The following is a 17,431-nucleotide window of genomic DNA, read 5'->3' on the forward strand; positions in this document are numbered from 1 at the left end:
TTATTTAGTATCTGAAATCTTATTTAATTAAAGCTGAGCATTGATTTTTGAAATCATTTGCTTTGCATTTTCATTTTTTGGATTTAAGTCTAATGATTTTTGATAGTTCTGTTTTGCAAGCTCTAATTTTCCAATAGTTTCATAAATCTCACCCAAACTATCATAAGCATTTGCAGATTGTGAATACTCTGAACAATTGAGTATGAAAATTTGAATAGAAATATCAGTTTGTTTTTTATTTAAGTAGCTATATCCCAAAGTGTTCAGATTTTCTTCAAAATTATAATCAGGGTATTTTAATCTTAATTTTTTGAATTGACTTACCGCTGTTTCAAAACTATTCTCGCTAAAGATTTCAATTAATTGAGTTTGCGGCGTTCTTATTTGATCTAATGTAAGCACTAGTTTTTTTGTAGTGTACTTTGGTCTGGAAATAGTTAGTCCTTTGAGTTCATTTTTATCCAGATTAAATCGTATAATATTTGGGTAATTATCTATTCTAAAAGAGTTGTTGCCAACGTAATACATTTCATTTTTTTCAGAATTATAATTATCTTTTAAATAGGGTGAATTAAGATATAAATGATTGTTTTCTTCAAAGATTTTAGTCACACCTAATCTATTGTAACCATATAGAATTTCAGTATAATATCCTTTTATAGCTTCTTTTAATATATTTGGAATTTGTTGGTTTGATAACTCATTAATTGGTTTATTCCAATGCAGTTTAGTAATGATTTCTTTTTCCAAATAACACATTACAGGCAAACGATTGGGCTTGTCTCCATTTGCCAGAACTGCAATTCCGTTACCATTTTTCATTGTTGCCAATAAATCACCGCCAGTTCCGGTGTTTGAACCATCATGTGAGAACCATTCCTGATTTCCAAAACCAATACTTCGCTGCAAGCCATAACTCCAACCGCGAGAGCCATCCATCGTCGTAATATCAGTTACTTTTTTAGCAACAGTTGTCGAGATAATTTTGTTTTCTTTTCCTGATAATGCTTTTTGCATTTCGATTGCAATCAAAGCTAAATCAGTAGGAGTAGACCACAGGCCAGATGGCGAAACCTGAGGAGTAATTGGTATTCCGGTTTTAATGATTTCGCCTTTGTTGTTGTGTACTTTAGCAATATTGGTTAAGAAACCTTTTTCGTTAGGCTGCACCATAGTTGAGTTTTGCAATTGTAAAGGATCAAGAAGAGTTTCTTTTACAATTTGAGCCAATGGTTTCTTTAAATGATCTTCAAGCGCGCATTGAATAATTACATAACCACCACCGCTATATTCCCAGTTTGTTCCGGGTTTAAAAAGAAATTCGATTGGCTTCTTGGATCTTGGCAATAGCTTTCCTTGCAAACTTTCTACAATAGTTGGTATAGAATCTCCCTGATAATAATCTTCAAAACCACCCTGACTTGTTCCTGCCGTGTGCGATAAGAGTTGTTTCCAGGTTACTTTAGTACCTTTGGTAAAATTACTTTCCGGAAGTTTCCATCTTTTAAGATAGTTTTCAATAGGATCATCAAGATTGATTAATCCTTTTTCTTCCAGCATTGCACAAACAATTGCTGTTATCGGTTTTGAAATCGAAGCAGTAGAAAATGCTGTATTTTGATCTATTTTTTCATCAGAATCAGAAGCTTTTATTCCCCATTGATTGGTCCAGATTATTTTATAATTTTCAAATACAGCAACACTTAAACCTTTAAGGTTATATTGTAACATCACAGCCGAAGTGCTGTTTTTTAAGCCTTCAAGAGAAATATTTTCGTTGGCAGAAGTGTTTCGGCTTACAGTTTTCTGCGCAAAAGATAAGGCACAAGAAAATGCCAGAAGGATAATAAGTATTGTCCGTCTCATTTTTTAGTTTTTAAAAAATTGAATTGATTTATTGTTCAGAATTTGAACTTAAAACATTTAAATTACTAAATAAATTGTTTGAAGCTGATTCTAGATAAGTGCCTGAATTTTTATCACTTTGGTTCATTAGAATTATAAAACCCATATTATTTTTAGGGTAGATTTTCAGGATGTTTTGTGTGCCATTTGAGCCACCGTCTTTTGCGTAGACGGTATTTCCATTAGGATCTGTTTGAATCTCCCAGAAATAACCCATATCAGGATTTGAGTATATTTTGTCGTGAGATTTGAGCACTATTTTGTTATTAGGATCCAATTCAAACTTGATAAATTTTGTGAGATCACCAAGAGTAGTTTTAAGAATTTTTGATGCGCCCCAAAGATTACTCGATAGCGGAGTCATTAATAAACCACTTTCATTATAGCCATTTGCGACAACATCATTTTTGCCCAATTTGATTTTTGTCGAATTCATTTTCAACTTAGCCAAAAAGGTCTTATGTAATAAATCTTCATATTTTTCTTTATAAACATTTTCAAGAATAGTTGCACATAACTCAGGTCCTAAAGCTCCATATTTAAAAGTTGTACCTGGCAGAGAATCAACTTTTACATTTCTTAAAGCATTGAAAAAATCTTTTTTTGTATACAATTTATCTAATCTGTTTTTATGAACTAAAAAACTATCAGGGCTATACTTTTGGCGAATTTCTTTAGTATCCGGAAAAGGAGTTAAAATACCACTTCTATGTGTTAGCAAATCCTTGATTCGTATTGGATTTCCTTTGTATTCTAAATTAGAAAAAGGTTCTTTTAAGTATATTCTAATATCGTCGTCAAGTTTAATTTTTCCTTCTAAAACAGCATTAGCAACCAGAGTTCCTGTAAAGACTTTTGTAACAGAAGCTATTTCAAACAAGGTGTTATCATTGGCCTTATTGCCTTTCCCTTTGTCAATTTCGCCATAATGTCTGGTATAAATTTTATCCTTACAGACAACAGCGATTGAAACAGAATTTGCTTTTGAGTCTTTTAATAAGAGATTAGCATTTTTGTCAATTATCGAAAAAATTTCCTGTTCTGATAAACTATTTTGTTTTTGCTGACTAAAGATTGAAATAGAAAAGCTCAATAATAGAAGAAGGATTGTTCTGTTCATTTTTGATTTAGATGATTGTTTAAAATTCTTTTATTATTGAGCTATCAGCAATATTAGGCTTTTGAGATATTTCCTGAGCCAGAAACTTTTACATCACGTTTTTCAGGATTTCCGCTGTATTTGATATCTCCTGAACCAGAAACTCTTGCAGTTAAGCTTCCGTTACAATTAACACTGCTATTTCCAGATCCTGAAACGTTTACATCAACATTTTTAGATTTTAATTGGGCGGCGTCAATATCTCCTGAACCGGAAAGTTTCGTAGTAAAGTTGTCAGCCGTTCCTTTTAAACGTACATTTCCAGAACCACTTAAATTAAGCTCTAAAGAATTAGAATCTACGTCTAAATTAAAGTTTCCTGAACCAGATAATCTTGCTAAGAACTTATCATTTTTAATTGGATTTTTGGATTGAATATCTCCTGAACCCGACAGATTTATCTCAGATATTTTCTCAAACGGAATTGTAACTTGTATCTTTTTCCCTATACTTGGGCGTAAGTTTAGATTCTTTTTACTATAAACTTTTAAGGTATTATCTTCGACTTCAATAATAATGTTTGCAATAATATTTTCTTCACCTTTAATGGTGATTTTGCCTTCTTTTCCTGCCACTAAATCAACATCATAAGAGCCCGATACTTTTATGGCATCATAATCAGATGTAGTTCTGGTTTCTGTAACTACTTTACCATTTCCTGATATTTTCTCGGATTGTGCATTTGCCATAAAACCTACTAAAAATGCACCAAAAACTGTTAATTGTAATACTTTTTTCATTGTTTTAAATTTTTAAGTTTATTATTTTTTGATTAATGTTACGTTTCCGTAATTTGAGTTTATCTGAACTTTATTCTGACCTTTTCTTTTATGATAACCACTTATGTTTTTGCTGCTGCTTTTACTTTCGCTGACAGAAGTTTCTAAATCATCGCCCGTTTTAATGCTTCCATATCGTGTTGCGATGTCAAAATCAAAAGCATAATTTGCACTATATCCCAATGAAACATCAGAATAACCTGCGCTGATATTGATATTGCCTGCTTTGTCATTTATAGTGCCAACACTTAATTTGCTATAAGTAATGTCAGCAGCTAAATTGCTTGAAATTTCAGAGATTTGAATAGTCAGATAATTTCCTGAACCGGAAAAGGAGTTGACTTTCTGAAACTTTAAAGTTCCGTAATTACAATCATATTTAATATTCTGACTATCTCCAACAGTCAAATCACTATAATTGGCATCAAGGTTTATATTTCCAGATTCGTTAATTTTTAAACCAGAATAACGTGCTTCAATATTTGAGCTTTTGATATAATCAATTACCGAGTTTTGACAATATTCGATTTGTACTCTATTACTGGATCCGTTTAATCTTCCCAGATTTATTTTTCCGTATTTACAAGTAATATCAGTAGTTGATTCTAAATTTAGTGTAGTGATATTTCCGTATTTGTTTTCGAGTTTTACAGTGCCATTTTTCGGAATTTTTATTACATAATTAATCTCGAAACTATTGCTGCTTCCTCTGCTTTTTAAAGAAGAATTTCCTAAGTTCGTTACCGCAGAAACCAATGATTTGAGGGCCGTAATATCAACATCGATACTGTTTAGTCGTTCGTTGACCCAGTTTTCATTTCCGCCTGTAACTTTTATTGTGATATCAAGATCAATTTTGTCTTCGTCCCAGGTTGATACCGTAATGTTTCCGTATTTGTTATCGATATCAATTCCTGCATTCGAATTTACGATGTAGGTTTTTTTGATACTTTTTTGTTTAGAGATGAAAGTATCATCATTTGAAAATCCTAAAAAAGGAATTAAAATGAATAGAATAAGTAAGTTATAATGTTTTCTCATCAGATGTGTTTTTTAAATTTTCGTTTTCTTCAATTCGCTGTAAAACAGTTTGCAAAAAAGAGATTCGTGTTTGCAGATTGCTAATCATGGCGTAAATAATTTGTTTGTTTTCGCCATTCTTTTGAAGCTCTTTTATGATTTTTGCATAATCGGCATCAAAAACTTTCATTTGTTTTAGCGCATCATTAATAATTTGCTCATTTTCAGGCGAACTTTTCTCTTTTAGTTTAACGAGTTCATTGTCGATCAAAATACTGAAGATAGAATCAGTTCGTTGCGTTTCTTTAGAGGCAAACTTGAATTCTTTTGGTTTGTCATTTTTATAAAAAACAGATATTCCTAACATCAATACAATTGAAGCCGCAACAGCCGTTACAAACCAATATTTCTTTCTGGATTGCTTTTTATTTAGTTTATTTAAGAAATCAACCTGATGGTCAGAATTCATTTCCTGAATGTCCCATTGATTCTCAAACTTGTTAAATAATTCATCTAAATTGTCATTTTCCTTTTTCATATATCTCAAATTTATTTTTCAGAGGTGATATATGGTATCGCCTTTTTATTTATTTGTTTTTGTTTGCACAAAATCGTTTTTAATGGCGATTTCATATTTCCTCTAATTTTTTTCGTAAACTCTCTTTAGCTCTGCTTAATGTCGTTCGACAATTGGCATAACTAATATTCAAAATTTCGCTAATTTCTTCCTGATCATAACCTTCAATATAAAAGAGCGTCAAAACCATACGATAATTATCTTTTAATGATAAAATGGTATCCAGAACCTGTTTCACTTTAAGCGAATTCAGATCTATATTCTCAGAAAAAAAACTGTCATTTTCTTCTACTTTATAAAGTGTTTTGCTCAAATCTTCGACTTGAAAAGCATTATTTTTTTTATAAAAATCAATACTGTAATTGATAATTATTTTTTTTAGCCAGGCTCCAAAAGCAACTTCCTGTTTGTAGTCGTTAATTTTTGTAAATGCTTTCAAAAAGCCTTCTTGCATGACGTCTTGTGCAAAATGTTCGTCCTTCACAATACGGTAAGCCACGTTGTACATAGCTTTACAGTAACGATTGTAAACTTCGAATTGGGCCTTTTGATTGTTTTCTTTACAAAGAGCGATTAATTCTTCGATATTTTGATTGGTTATGTTCAAGTTTTGATTGCTAGTTTTTTATAATGACTTTGCTTTTTTTGGTTTGTTACACTTTTGATAAAAATATTTTTATTTAAATGTATTCAAACTTTGTTCAGATATTATTTTTAAAAGCTTAAAAGTAATAAATGTCGTAAGATTTTTATGTAAATATTTGATTTTTAATCATTTGTATGTAAAAAGTAACTTAAGAATTTGTTTGTTAAAAAAAATATAAAACTTGTAAATTTTTGTAGTATTTTTGCCTCACCAAAAAACAAATTTATTCTATGAAAAAATTAAAAACCACAGTTTTTGTGACATTATGTATGTCATTATTTTTATTAAATTCTTGTCAGAGCGATTCTGGAGATGATAGTAAAGCCGAAGCTTCAATCGGAGATTATTGGCCAACGGCGGTTGGTAACCAATGGGTTATGAATCAAGACGGATCAGATATTACAATGAAAATTATTTCTGCAGAAAGTATAAAAGGAGACACCTACTTTAAGTTTAACCAATTTGCCGGAGCTACAAATGAAATTTCAGGAACAGCAACTCCTTCAATTAAAAAAGTAGGAGGTGATTATTATCTTAAAATGGATGATATCGTATATAATTACGAAGGTTTCTCTGCTAAGATAACTGGTTATGAATATATTTTCTTTAAAGATTATTTAGAAGCTAACAAAACCTGGACAGGTAATTTTACTCAGGAAACAACCATTAATATGCCAAATGTTCCTTCTGTAAAGATGACTGTAAATTATACTGGAACTATCTTAGAAAAAGGCGCAACAGCTACAGTAAACGGTGTTACATATAAAGATGTTATTAAGTTTAAATTGCTTCAGCAAGCTAAAGTTGACGGAGGGTCTTCAAATTCTGTAGAAGTGCAATATTGGGTTGCTAAAGATGTTGGAGTTATAAAAATGACTTCAGGAAGTATAGTTAGCTCTTTAAAAACTTATGTTGTTAAAAAATAAAAAATAAATAACTCAGTAGAAAACCCGAAAGTCATTTCGGGTTTTTTTATGCTTTATAATTAATCTTATTTAAGAAATTAAAATAGCAAAACTGACATTTCAAAACCTTCTTTTTTGCTTTTGGCATAATGATTGTCTATTTTTACCGCCTATCATGTAAATCAAACACTTAATGAAGTTGTACTAAAAACAGCAGGGTGTAGGGCTAAGTTTACCGTTAGGATTAAAAATTTAATGACAAAAAGACTTATATATTATTATGTCAAACCATAAAATACTTACGATTGACAATCTGTCACTTCAAGAATTTGATTCAGAAGCCGAATTAATTCCATTATTAACTCCAGAGGACGAAGAAGAAATGAACAACGAAGAGCTTCCGCTTTCGTTGCCTATTCTGCCTTTACGCAATACTGTTTTATTTCCGGGAGTTGTAATTCCAATTTCAGCAGGAAGAGACAAGTCAATTAAGCTAATTAACGATGCCAATGCCGGTGGAAAAATCATTGGTGTTGTTTCGCAAATTAATGAAGAAGACGAAGATCCATCAAAAGAGGACATTCATAAAATAGGAACTGTAGCCAGAATTTTGCGCGTTTTGAAAATGCCTGACGGAAATGTTACGGTTATTTTACAAGGAAAAAAACGTTTTGAAATTGACGAAGTAGTTTCAGAAGAACCTTATATTACTGCAACTATTAAAGAAGTGGCAGAAGAGCGTCCGGAAGAAGATGATACTGAGTTTACAGCTATTTTAGATTCTGTTAAAGAATTGGCTATCCAAATTATAAAAGAAAGTCCAAACATCCCGTCAGAAGCTACTTTTGCGATTAAAAATATTGAGAGCCAGTCGTTTTTGATCAATTTTGTTTCTTCTAATATGAATTTATCCGTAAAAGAGAAACAAGGTTTGCTATCTATAAACGGACTAAAAGACAGAGCGCTTGAAACCTTACGTTATATGAACGTAGAGTTGCAAAAATTAGAATTAAAGAATGACATTCAGTCAAAAGTTCGTTTTGATTTAGACCAGCAACAACGCGAATATTTCTTGCATCAGCAAATGAAAACCATTCAGGAAGAATTGGGAGGGGTTTCGCAAGAGGAAGAAATGGACGAAATGGGAGTGAAGGCGAAAACCAAAAAATGGGACGAGAAGACGCAGAAACATTTCGAAAAAGAATTATCAAAAATGCGACGTATGAATCCACAATCTCCTGATTTTGGAATTCAGCGTAACTATTTAGAATTGTTTTTAGAATTGCCTTGGGGCGAATATTCTAAAGATAAATTCGACTTGAAACATGCTCAGAAAATATTAGATAAAGATCATTTTGGACTTGAAGAAGTTAAGAAAAGAATGATTGAACATTTGGCAGTATTGAAACTTCGTAACGATATGAAATCGCCAATTATATGTTTAACAGGGCCTCCGGGAGTTGGTAAAACATCAATTGGGCGTTCAGTTGCAGAAGCTTTAGGACGTGAATATGTACGTATTTCGTTAGGTGGTTTACGTGACGAAGCGGAGATTCGCGGACATAGAAAAACGTATATCGGAGCTATGCCAGGCCGTATTATTCAGAGTTTGAAAAAAGCGGGAACTTCAAATCCTGTTTTCATTCTGGATGAAATTGATAAATTATCAAACGGAAATAGTGGCGATCCATCTTCTGCTTTATTAGAAGTTTTAGATCCGGAGCAAAACAGTTCTTTTTATGATAATTTCCTTGAAATGGGTTATGACTTATCAAAAGTTATGTTTATTGCAACATCAAACAATATGTCAGCAATTCAGCCGGCATTGCGTGACAGAATGGAAGTGATCAAAATGTCAGGTTATACAATCGAAGAAAAAGTTGAAATTGCAAAAAGACACCTTTTTCCAAAACAATTAGAAGCACACGGTTTAACTACTAAAGATTTGACAATTGGTAAAAAACAATTAGAGAAAATCGTAGAAGGTTATACACGCGAATCGGGTGTACGTAACTTAGAAACTAAAATTGCTCAGGTAATTCGTAATGCTGCAAAAGCAGTTGCAATGGAGGAAGAATACAATAAAAAAGTAACTGACGAAGATATTGTAACCGTTTTAGGTGTACCAAGATTAGAGCGTGATAAATACGAGAACAATGATATTGCAGGAGTTGTAACAGGTCTTGCATGGACAAGTGTTGGTGGTGATATTTTGTTTATTGAATCTTTAATTTCTGAAGGAAAAGGAGCATTGACAATCACAGGAAATCTTGGAAACGTGATGAAAGAATCGGCTACAATTGCTTTAGAATACATTAAAGCTAATGCTAAAAAGTTAGGTTTAAATGTAGAGCTTTTCCAAAAATACAATATCCATTTACACGTTCCGGAAGGAGCAACACCAAAAGACGGACCAAGTGCCGGTATTGCAATGTTAACTTCTTTAGTGTCTTTGTTAACTCAAAAGAAAGTGAAGAAAAGCTTAGCAATGACAGGAGAAATTACGCTTCGTGGAAAAGTATTACCAGTTGGCGGAATCAAAGAGAAAATCTTAGCTGCGAAAAGAGCTGGTATTAAAGAAATCATTTTGTGTCATGAAAACAAAAGTGACATTGATGAAATTAAAGCAGAATATTTAGAAGGCTTGACTTTTCATTACGTAAAAGAAATGAGCGAAGTTCTAGCTTTAGCTTTAACAGATCAAAATGTAAAAAACGCAAAAACTTTAAAGTAAAACTTTAAAGTTAAATTCCAATCTTTTGAAAATCCAAATTCCAATCTGATTAACGCAGTTTTGGAATTTGGAATTTTTATTTAATTTAGTCCCATTTATAATTGGAATTTGGAATTTAAATATTGGAATTTAATTGAGATTTGGAATTTCAAATATTGGAATTTAATTAGAATTTGGATTTTTTCATTATAATTTACATTTCAATTGGAATTTGGAATTTTTGTATTGGAATTTATTTTTTGTTAGTTATATAATTTTATCTTCGCATTTGCGTTATTCCCATATAGGAATCGCCCCAAAAGCATGTTAAAACGATTTGTTTTACTTTTTTTTAGTTTAGTTTGTTCGGTTTCGTACGGGCAAATTGGAGGTCGATATACTTATCAGTTTTTAAATTTAACGACTTCTCCGCGACAAGCAGCTTTAGGAGGGGAAACGATTACAATATATGATGAAGATGTGAATCAGGTTATGTCTAATCCGGCAGCATTAAACGAGGAAATGGATAATCATCTGGCATTGAATTACGGAAGTTATTACGGAGAAGCTTCTTATGGAACCGCTTCGTACGCATATACTTACGACAGACACGTTCAGACTTTTTATGCTGGTATGAGTTATGTAAATTATGGTTCATTTGAAGGATATGACGAAAATGGTCAGGCGACATCAAGCTTTACAGGAAGTGAAGGTGCCCTTTCGTTGGGATACGCGTATAATGTTCCTTTTACAGATTTGCATATTGGAGCTACTGCTAAGCTAATAACTTCAACTTTAGAAAGTTATAATTCAATTGGCGGTGCGATTGATGTGGGAATTATGTATCAAATTGAAAAAAATGATGTAACTTTGGCACTGGTATTTCGTAATATAGGTACACAGTTTACAACGTACTCAGGAATACAGGAAAAATTACCGTTTGAAATCATTGCAGGAGTTTCTCAGGAATTAGAGCACGTCCCAATCCGTTGGCATCTTTCGTTGGAGAATTTACAACAGTGGAATATTTCTTTTTCGAACCCCGTTCGCGGAGAAACTAACATTGATGGATCAACAAGTGAAGAGAAAGTCTCGTTTGTAAATAATGCTTTGAGACATGTTGTTTTTGGTGTGGAGCTTTTCCCAAAAAGAGCATTTAATTTGCGTTTAGGATATAATTTTAGAAGAGGAGAAGAATTAAGGGTAGCAGATCAACGGAATTTCTCAGGAATTTCATTAGGATTTGGTTTAAAAATGAACAAGTTAAAATTTAACTATTCATATTCGAGATATACATTGGCAGCAAATACGAGTCTTTTTGGTCTAATTTTAAATTTTCAATAGTTATATGAAAATATTTAGTTTGTTTTTGTTTATGACTGTAGGGTTTTTAACGGGTTCAAAACACTACTACAAAGAAGAAACTTCTATTACCAGTGTGGAAATAGAGAGGATTAATACGAGAGTTAGCGAGATAAGAAACAAGATAGGTATTGATCCCAAATACAATACTAAAATTGCTTTTTTTGTAGACATGAGAATACCATCAGGTAAAAATCGTTTTTTTGTTTATGATTTAGTAAACAATAAAATTATTGACCAGGGTCTTGTGGCACACGGTTCAGGATCTGAAACCGGAATAAAAGGAAGTTTAAGATTTAGCAATACACCAAACTCTAACTGCACAGCTTTAGGCAGATATTCTATAGAAAAATGTTACAAAGGATGTTTTGGAAAATCATATAAATTAAATGGTTTAGATGAAACAAATAGCAATGCCTTAAAAAGAGCTATAGTTTTACATTATTATTCGGCTGTTCCTTATGAAGAGCAAGATTATTATATCAGTAATAGTCACGGTTGCCCAATGGTAAACGAGCAATTCTTTAAACGAATCGAGAAAATAATTGATAGTTCTAAGTCTAATATCATTTTGGATATTTACTATTAGAAATTTTATCACATACAATTTCAATTAAATAAAATATTCTGCTGTTGTTAAAATTTTTCAACAGCATTTTTTTTGAAGTCATACCATTCTTTTTTAATCCTCAATTTCATCTAATCAAATAAAAAGCATTGTAATGAAGAAGATCTTTTTTGTTTTTCTTATATCACTGTTGTTTTTTATTGGATATAAAATTGTTAGGAAAGACAAAGAAATTACTTCTTCAATTGAGAGAAAAATTGACATAGTGCAGATTAATGAAGTTAAGAAAGTAATAAAGAGTAATTCAAAGTATAACAACAGAATTGCTTTTTTTATTGATATGAAAATCCCTTCGGGCAAGAATCGTTTTTTTGTGTATGATTTGAAAGAAAATAAAATTATTGATAAAGGATTAGTTGCACATGGTTCAGGATCTGAAACCGGCATTAAAGGAAAACTAAGATTTAGTAATGTGCCTAATTCATTAAGTACTTCACTGGGGAACTATGCTATAGGAAATCCTTATAAAGGCAAATTTGGGAAAGCGTATAAATTGTACGGATTAGATCAAACAAATAGCAATGCATTTGAGCGTGATATTGTTTTTCATTACTATTTTGATGTTCCGTATAAAGAGAAAGATGGCTATATTTGCAACAGCTACGGCTGTCCTATGGTCAATAAAAAGTATTTTGACAGGATGGCAAAAATAATTGATAACTCTGAGTCAGATATTGTAATGAGTATTTATTATTAAAATCATGCTAAAGCATAAAAGAAATTAAAATTTAAAAAATAAAAAATTGAAAAAAATTACCATTGCAATTGATGGATTCTCATCAACAGGAAAGAGCACTTTGGCCAAACAATTAGCAAAAGAGCTAGAATATGTTTATGTTGATACCGGAGCAATGTACCGTGCTGTGGCGTATTTTGCAATGCAAAATCAGCTTATTGGAGCCGATTTCTTTGATAAAAAAAGCTTAATTGATTCCCTTCCAAAAATTCAATTAGAATTTAAATATAATGCAGATTTGGGTTTTGCAGAAATGTATCTGAATGGTGAAAATGTTGAAAAACAAATCAGAACTATTGAGGTTTCTAATTTCGTAAGTAAAGTAGCCGAAGTTTCTGAAGTGCGTTCTAAACTAGTAGAGCAGCAACAGGAAATGGGAAAAAACAAAGCTATTGTTATGGATGGAAGAGATATAGGAACCGTTGTTTTTCCTGACGCCGAGCTAAAAATATTCATGACTGCCAGTGCCGAAACCCGTGCACAAAGACGTTTTGATGAGCTGCAGCAAAAAGGCGATAATGTATCGTATGAAGATGTTTTGAAAAATGTAGTCGAAAGAGACCATATCGATACACACCGTGAAGATTCACCTTTGGTAATTGCAGATGATGCTATAGAAATTGATAATTCTTATTTAAATAAAGAAGAACAATTCTCGGCTGTTTTAGAATTAGTAAATGATGTTGTTAAAACTGTTTAATTTTTTGTAGATATCATTTTTAATGGTAGTTTTACCGCTTCATTTTTACTAAAAGACAATTTCATCATATGGGAATTAAAAACAGGTTGATTATAATGAGCTTTCTTCAATTTTTTGTTTGGGGAGCGTGGCTTATAACAATTGGAAATTATTGGTTTGGTACTAAAAACTGGGAAGGAACTCAGTTTGGTCTTGTTTTCGGAACCATGGGAATTGCCTCTTTATTCATGCCCACACTAACAGGGATTATAGCTGACAGATGGGTAAATGCCGAAAAATTGTATGGTTTTCTTCATATATTATACGCAGTAGTTTTATTTGGTATTGCACACGTAACTACGCCGGATAATTTTATTTATGTAATGTTTGCAGCAATGTGCTGTTACATGCCAACAATTGCATTAAGTAATTCGATTTCGTACACTTCGTTAAAGTTGAACAATAAAAACATTGTAAAAGATTTTCCGCCAATTCGTGTTTGGGGAACAATTGGTTTTATTGCTGCAATGTGGATTACGAATTTGAGCGGAAGTAAAGCGACAGAATATCAGTTTTATATTGCTGGAATTGGCGCTTTAATTCTTGGAATTTATGCTTTTACATTACCAAAATGTCAACCACAGCGTTTGACTAAAGAAGATGCTTCATTGACTGAAACTTTAGGATTAGAAGCTTTTAAATTATTCGGAAATTACAAAATGGCCTTGTTCTTTGTGTTTTCTATGTTTTTAGGAGGCGCTTTGCAATTGACAAATGCTTACGGAGATGTATTCTTAGATGAATTCAAACATTTTCCAAAATATGCAGATTCTTTTGTAATCAAATATTCGACTATTATTATGTCGATTTCTCAGGTTTCTGAAACTTTATTTATCCTGGCAATTCCGTTTTTCTTGAGACGTTTCGGAATCAAACAAGTTATGCTTATTAGTATGTTGGCTTGGGTTCTGCGTTTTGGATTATTTGCTTTTGGAGATCCTGTTGGAGGATTATGGATGATTATTATGTCTTGTATCGTTTACGGAATGGCATTTGATTTCTTTAATATTTCAGGTTCGTTATTCGTAGAAAGTAATACAGATTCTAAAATACGTTCGTCTGCACAAGGATTGTTTATGATGATGACAAATGGAGTAGGAGCGGTTTTAGGAAGTCTAACTTCAGGTTGGGCAATTGATCGTTTCTTTACGAAATCGTTTCATAATACTTCTGAATTAGCTGGATTTTTACAAACAGATGCTACAAATTCAAAAATGCTTGAGTTTGTAAAAAGTCAGGGAAATACAATTTCGACTGACGGAATTTTTACAAATCCAATTTTAATGAAAGACTGGCACACCATCTGGTTGTCGTTTGCGGCTTATGCTTTGGTAATTGCGATTGCTTTTGCTGTTTTATTTAAGCATAAACATGATCCAAAGGAAATTGAGAATTTGAGTCATTAATTACTCTATGATATATTTAAAATCCCGTTTTCATTTTTTCGAAAACGGGATTTTTTTATGTGTATATTTGACTTTCAACACTTAATATTATAGATGCAAAATTAACAAAAATCCCTTCCTGCTTTTAAGTCTGTTTGTTCAGTTCCAATGATAATTTTGAATTTTATCTTTGGGTTATTTTGGATATTTTGTGTGCTTTTCTTTTTAGCGGGGTTGATTTATTTTGTAGCACATTCTTCCGAGGAAACCGGATTAGATGAAATAGGTTCTGTTGCAGCTTTTTTTATATTTTTAGCAGCTTTATCAGGTATAGTTGTGTTATTAATTTATTCAAGGAAAAAGATGTATACATCAACTATAATTGACGAAAAAGGGATTCGTTATTTAAATAAATTTAATGATAAGATTGTAAAAGAGTTCCCCTGGAGTAGTTTTTCCCAAAAAGAAGATTTTGTATATGTTTTGGAGTCTCTACAATATGATATTAATTCAAGTACTCCCACGAAGTCACTTTTTGATCAGTTTTATTGGCCGGTTTTGGTGAATGAAAAAGTAGAAATTCATACCGATGCTTTTTTAGGAAAACACTTTTTTAGCATGTTTTATGCAAATCGATTAGAGTTGATTCGGACTTTTTTACTTGGTGTACGGCACTATAAGCCAGGGATTACGATTGATCCGTCTATTTTTGCGAATCATTATATTAATCCGGAAACTTATGTGATTGATTATCGAAAACGCAGACGTATTGGAATTATTGGAAGCTTAATCTGTGTATTTGTATTAGCGATTTTGTATTATTGGATAGTTTATTAAGTTTAATCCAATGATGCAATCAAATCTTCAACTTGCTTTTTCTGATCGGCGTATTTTTGTTGAAGTTCAGAACCTTCGCCCATTCTGTTGTAATATTCTAATCCTTTTTGAGCAAAAAACTTCTTATGGAAATTTGAGATTTCAGAAAGTTGTGGAAACAGAATATTAAAATTCATTTCATAATATGCTTGCCATTCTCTTTCGTTTTTGTCTAAAACATAAGGTTTAATAGTTTTTTGATTTACGTGCACCATTTCATGAGCTATCAAAATAAGCATTAATTCTAGCGGAAATTCGAAAGTATTTTCGGGAATTCTGATAATTTGAGGTTCTCCAAATTCACCTTCAGTAGTCATTAAGATAAAATCAGGTTTAGCTTTTTCTCTAAATTCAAATCCTTTGAGATTATCGTTTTTAAGATTGTATTTTTTTAAAAGCCAATAAACGGCATTGATAACCTGTCCGTTTTCATGAAAGGTGTTTACTTTTTGTTTTATTTCATCGAGTGTTAAAGTCATTAAGTAAAAATAAAGAAAAATGTTTCTATTTGAAAGCTCTTCTGTGGGTTTTAAACTTTGACAAAGATAATCACGAGTAAACCCGACAGGGTTTAAAAACCTGTCGGGTTTGTTGTTTTTAAGAAGCACGCATTTTAAAATAAAAAGAATAACTTTAGTGATTCATTTATAAGGATTTAGTAATGATGAGAATTAAACTGTTTATACTGTTTTTGGTTGGAATTTCTGGTTTTGCTCAAACCAAAGTTTTGTACAATCAAAGCGTAGAAGCTTATAAAAACAAAGACTATGTTTTGTTTTTAAAGTTGGCAAGGCAATTAGACAGCATTCGGCCAATGCATCCAACTTTTGCTTATAATTTGGCTTCAGCTTATTCATTAAATGGTAAAAAAGAAGAATCTTTAAAGGTTTTAAAAATAGTTGTTTTGGCAAATAATACAGTAGCTTTTGAAGATGATTCTGATTTTGATTCGGTTAGAAATGAAAAAGGTTTTAAAGATTTGTTAGAATTAAAGAACTCTCAATCAAAAACAATAGAAAGTTCAAAAGAAAAATTTAGTCTCTCGGAAAAAGATTTACATCCAGAGGGTTTGATTTATCTCGATAAACATAAGCTTTGGCTAGCATCAAGTATTCGCAATAAAAAGGTGGTTTCTTTTGATGAAAAAGGTAATTGTTCTGATTGGTTTACGGATTGTTTGTATTCGGTCTTTGCTATTAAAACAGATTACAATCAGAAATATTTATGGATTACATGCTCGGCAATGCCAGAAATGAAAGGGTTTTTGAAAGAGCTTGAAGGGAAAAGTGACATTCTAAAAATAGACATAGCGACAAAAAAGCTTGTAAAGCAATATACAATCGAAGGAAATCATGTTTTTGGCGATCTTGTAGTAGCTAAAAATAATGAAGTTTATATCTCAGATAGTGCTGAACCGATAATTTACAAAATAGAAAAAGAGAGTTTGGTTTTATGGAAGGATCTTAGAAAGCAAGCTTTTAATTTGCAGGGAATTGCACTGAGTAAAAAGGAATCAAAACTATATATTGCTGATTACTTAAAAGGAATTTTAGTTATTGATATAAAGAGTCAAAAAAAAACCTGGCTAGATTTTCCGGATAATGCTTCTAAGAAAGGAATTGACGGATTAGTTTTTTATAGTAATTCATTAATTGCAATTCAGAATGGAGTAGTGCCGATAAGGATTGTACGTTATAAATTGAATGAGACTGAAAATAAAATAGTTGATTATACTGTTTTAGATAATAATCGAAAAGTTCTCAACGAACCGGCTTTGGCTACATTAGTTAAAAATAAAGTATGCTTTTTCGCCAATTCTCCCTGGCAATTTTATGATAAAAACTTTCAATTAGACGAAAGTAAATTTGAAAACCCGAAGTTGTTTGAACTTAGTTTAGATTAGCAATTTTGTTTTTAGTAGATTTCTTTTGATTGCTGCAAATAGAGACCTGTCAGGTTTGGCTGCAGAGTTCTTAAAAACTGCTACTGATTCTTGTTTAG

The 17,431-nt window shown here is 31.8% G+C and carries 16 protein-coding genes; 9 read left to right on the forward strand and 7 right to left on the reverse strand.

Features of this window, described 5'->3' with window-relative positions; all coding sequences use genetic code 11:
- Positions 1-27: 27 nt before the first annotated feature.
- From LPB88_RS07920 to LPB88_RS07945, 6 genes are all read right to left on the reverse strand, one after another.
- Positions 28-1,866 carry a serine hydrolase gene (locus LPB88_RS07920; protein ID WP_230714334.1) on the reverse strand — a complete coding sequence of 613 codons (1,839 nt, stop codon included), beginning with the start codon at positions 1,864-1,866 and terminating at the stop codon, positions 28-30.
- Between the two features lie 28 nt (positions 1,867-1,894).
- The gene (locus tag LPB88_RS07925; RefSeq protein ID WP_230714336.1) at positions 1,895-3,025 is read right to left on the reverse strand and encodes a serine hydrolase; all 1,131 of its coding nucleotides are present in this window, start codon (positions 3,023-3,025) and stop codon (positions 1,895-1,897) included.
- 53 nt (positions 3,026-3,078) lie between these two features.
- Positions 3,079-3,804: a head GIN domain-containing protein gene (locus LPB88_RS07930; protein ID WP_230714345.1), complete on the reverse strand. Its 726-nt coding sequence runs from the start codon at positions 3,802-3,804 to the stop codon at positions 3,079-3,081.
- A 21-nt stretch (positions 3,805-3,825) separates the two neighbouring features.
- Positions 3,826-4,884 (reverse strand): hypothetical protein, encoded by a 1,059-nt coding sequence (locus tag LPB88_RS07935; protein ID WP_230714347.1) that lies wholly within the window; start codon positions 4,882-4,884, stop codon positions 3,826-3,828.
- A complete protein-coding gene (locus LPB88_RS07940; RefSeq protein WP_230714349.1) occupies positions 4,868-5,401 on the reverse strand; it encodes an anti-sigma factor in 534 nt (177 codons plus the stop codon). Before LPB88_RS07940 ends, LPB88_RS07935 begins: the two co-directional genes overlap by 17 nt.
- Before the next feature lie 91 nt (positions 5,402-5,492).
- On the reverse strand, positions 5,493-6,047 hold the full coding sequence (locus LPB88_RS07945; RefSeq protein ID WP_230714351.1) for an RNA polymerase sigma factor: 555 nt from the start codon (positions 6,045-6,047) through the stop codon (positions 5,493-5,495).
- Between the two features lie 269 nt (positions 6,048-6,316).
- Here LPB88_RS07945 and LPB88_RS07950 point away from each other — a divergent pair, with 269 nt between their 5' ends.
- The 8 genes from LPB88_RS07950 (at position 6,317) to LPB88_RS07985 (ending at position 15,391) form a co-directional block, all read left to right on the forward strand.
- Positions 6,317-7,012 carry a hypothetical protein gene (locus LPB88_RS07950; RefSeq protein ID WP_230714353.1) on the forward strand — a complete coding sequence of 232 codons (696 nt, stop codon included), beginning with the start codon at positions 6,317-6,319 and terminating at the stop codon, positions 7,010-7,012.
- A 259-nt stretch (positions 7,013-7,271) separates the two neighbouring features.
- Entirely contained in the window at positions 7,272-9,725 is a 2,454-nt protein-coding gene (gene lon, locus LPB88_RS07955; RefSeq protein WP_230714355.1) for an endopeptidase La, read from the forward strand.
- A 303-nt stretch (positions 9,726-10,028) separates the two neighbouring features.
- A complete protein-coding gene (gene porQ, locus LPB88_RS07960; RefSeq protein WP_230714357.1) occupies positions 10,029-11,048 on the forward strand; it encodes a type IX secretion system protein PorQ in 1,020 nt (339 codons plus the stop codon).
- A 4-nt stretch (positions 11,049-11,052) separates the two neighbouring features.
- Entirely contained in the window at positions 11,053-11,655 is a 603-nt protein-coding gene (locus LPB88_RS07965; protein ID WP_230714359.1) for a murein L,D-transpeptidase catalytic domain-containing protein, read from the forward strand.
- Positions 11,656-11,788: 133 nt separating this feature from the next.
- Positions 11,789-12,391, forward strand: a complete 603-nt coding sequence (locus LPB88_RS07970; RefSeq protein WP_230714361.1) for a murein L,D-transpeptidase catalytic domain-containing protein — start codon at positions 11,789-11,791, stop codon at positions 12,389-12,391.
- A 46-nt stretch (positions 12,392-12,437) separates the two neighbouring features.
- Positions 12,438-13,130: a (d)CMP kinase gene (gene cmk, locus LPB88_RS07975; protein WP_230714369.1), complete on the forward strand. Its 693-nt coding sequence runs from the start codon at positions 12,438-12,440 to the stop codon at positions 13,128-13,130.
- 68 nt (positions 13,131-13,198) lie between these two features.
- A complete protein-coding gene (locus LPB88_RS07980; protein ID WP_230714371.1) occupies positions 13,199-14,575 on the forward strand; it encodes a nucleoside permease in 1,377 nt (458 codons plus the stop codon).
- A gap of 156 nt (positions 14,576-14,731) precedes the next feature.
- A complete protein-coding gene (locus LPB88_RS07985; RefSeq protein ID WP_230714373.1) occupies positions 14,732-15,391 on the forward strand; it encodes a hypothetical protein in 660 nt (219 codons plus the stop codon).
- A 2-nt stretch (positions 15,392-15,393) separates the two neighbouring features.
- Here the strand turns inward: LPB88_RS07985 and LPB88_RS07990 are convergent, their stop codons facing one another.
- The gene (locus LPB88_RS07990) at positions 15,394-15,909 is read right to left on the reverse strand and encodes a hypothetical protein (RefSeq protein WP_230714375.1); all 516 of its coding nucleotides are present in this window, start codon (positions 15,907-15,909) and stop codon (positions 15,394-15,396) included.
- A 182-nt stretch (positions 15,910-16,091) separates the two neighbouring features.
- On the opposite strand from LPB88_RS07990, the gene LPB88_RS07995 reads away from it, so the two are divergent.
- Positions 16,092-17,333, forward strand: coding sequence for a hypothetical protein (locus LPB88_RS07995; protein WP_230714382.1), 1,242 nt, complete (start codon positions 16,092-16,094; stop codon positions 17,331-17,333).
- Positions 17,334-17,431: the final 98 nt, after the last annotated feature.

Source organism: Flavobacterium sp. JAS (genome assembly GCF_020991455.1).
GTDB lineage: Bacteria > Bacteroidota > Bacteroidia > Flavobacteriales > Flavobacteriaceae > Flavobacterium.

What these genes read in the sequence shown, in the direction of transcription:
- LPB88_RS07920 (WP_230714334.1), bottom strand. Translation starts at nt 1,866, where the DNA reads ATGAGACGGACAATACTTATTATCCTTCTGGCATTTTCTTGTGCCTTA.
- LPB88_RS07925 (WP_230714336.1), bottom strand. Translation starts at nt 3,025, where the DNA reads ATGAACAGAACAATCCTTCTTCTATTATTGAGCTTTTCTATTTCAATC.
- LPB88_RS07930 (WP_230714345.1), bottom strand. Translation starts at nt 3,804, where the DNA reads ATGAAAAAAGTATTACAATTAACAGTTTTTGGTGCATTTTTAGTAGGT.
- LPB88_RS07935 (WP_230714347.1), bottom strand. Translation starts at nt 4,884, where the DNA reads ATGAGAAAACATTATAACTTACTTATTCTATTCATTTTAATTCCTTTT.
- LPB88_RS07940 (WP_230714349.1), bottom strand. Translation starts at nt 5,401, where the DNA reads ATGAAAAAGGAAAATGACAATTTAGATGAATTATTTAACAAGTTTGAG.
- LPB88_RS07950 (WP_230714353.1), top strand. Translation starts at nt 6,317, where the DNA reads ATGAAAAAATTAAAAACCACAGTTTTTGTGACATTATGTATGTCATTA.
- lon (WP_230714355.1), top strand. Translation starts at nt 7,272, where the DNA reads ATGTCAAACCATAAAATACTTACGATTGACAATCTGTCACTTCAAGAA.
- porQ (WP_230714357.1), top strand. Translation starts at nt 10,029, where the DNA reads ATGTTAAAACGATTTGTTTTACTTTTTTTTAGTTTAGTTTGTTCGGTT.
- LPB88_RS07965 (WP_230714359.1), top strand. Translation starts at nt 11,053, where the DNA reads ATGAAAATATTTAGTTTGTTTTTGTTTATGACTGTAGGGTTTTTAACG.
- LPB88_RS07970 (WP_230714361.1), top strand. Translation starts at nt 11,789, where the DNA reads ATGAAGAAGATCTTTTTTGTTTTTCTTATATCACTGTTGTTTTTTATT.
- LPB88_RS07980 (WP_230714371.1), top strand. Translation starts at nt 13,199, where the DNA reads ATGGGAATTAAAAACAGGTTGATTATAATGAGCTTTCTTCAATTTTTT.
- LPB88_RS07990 (WP_230714375.1), bottom strand. Translation starts at nt 15,909, where the DNA reads ATGACTTTAACACTCGATGAAATAAAACAAAAAGTAAACACCTTTCAT.
- LPB88_RS07995 (WP_230714382.1), top strand. Translation starts at nt 16,092, where the DNA reads ATGATGAGAATTAAACTGTTTATACTGTTTTTGGTTGGAATTTCTGGT.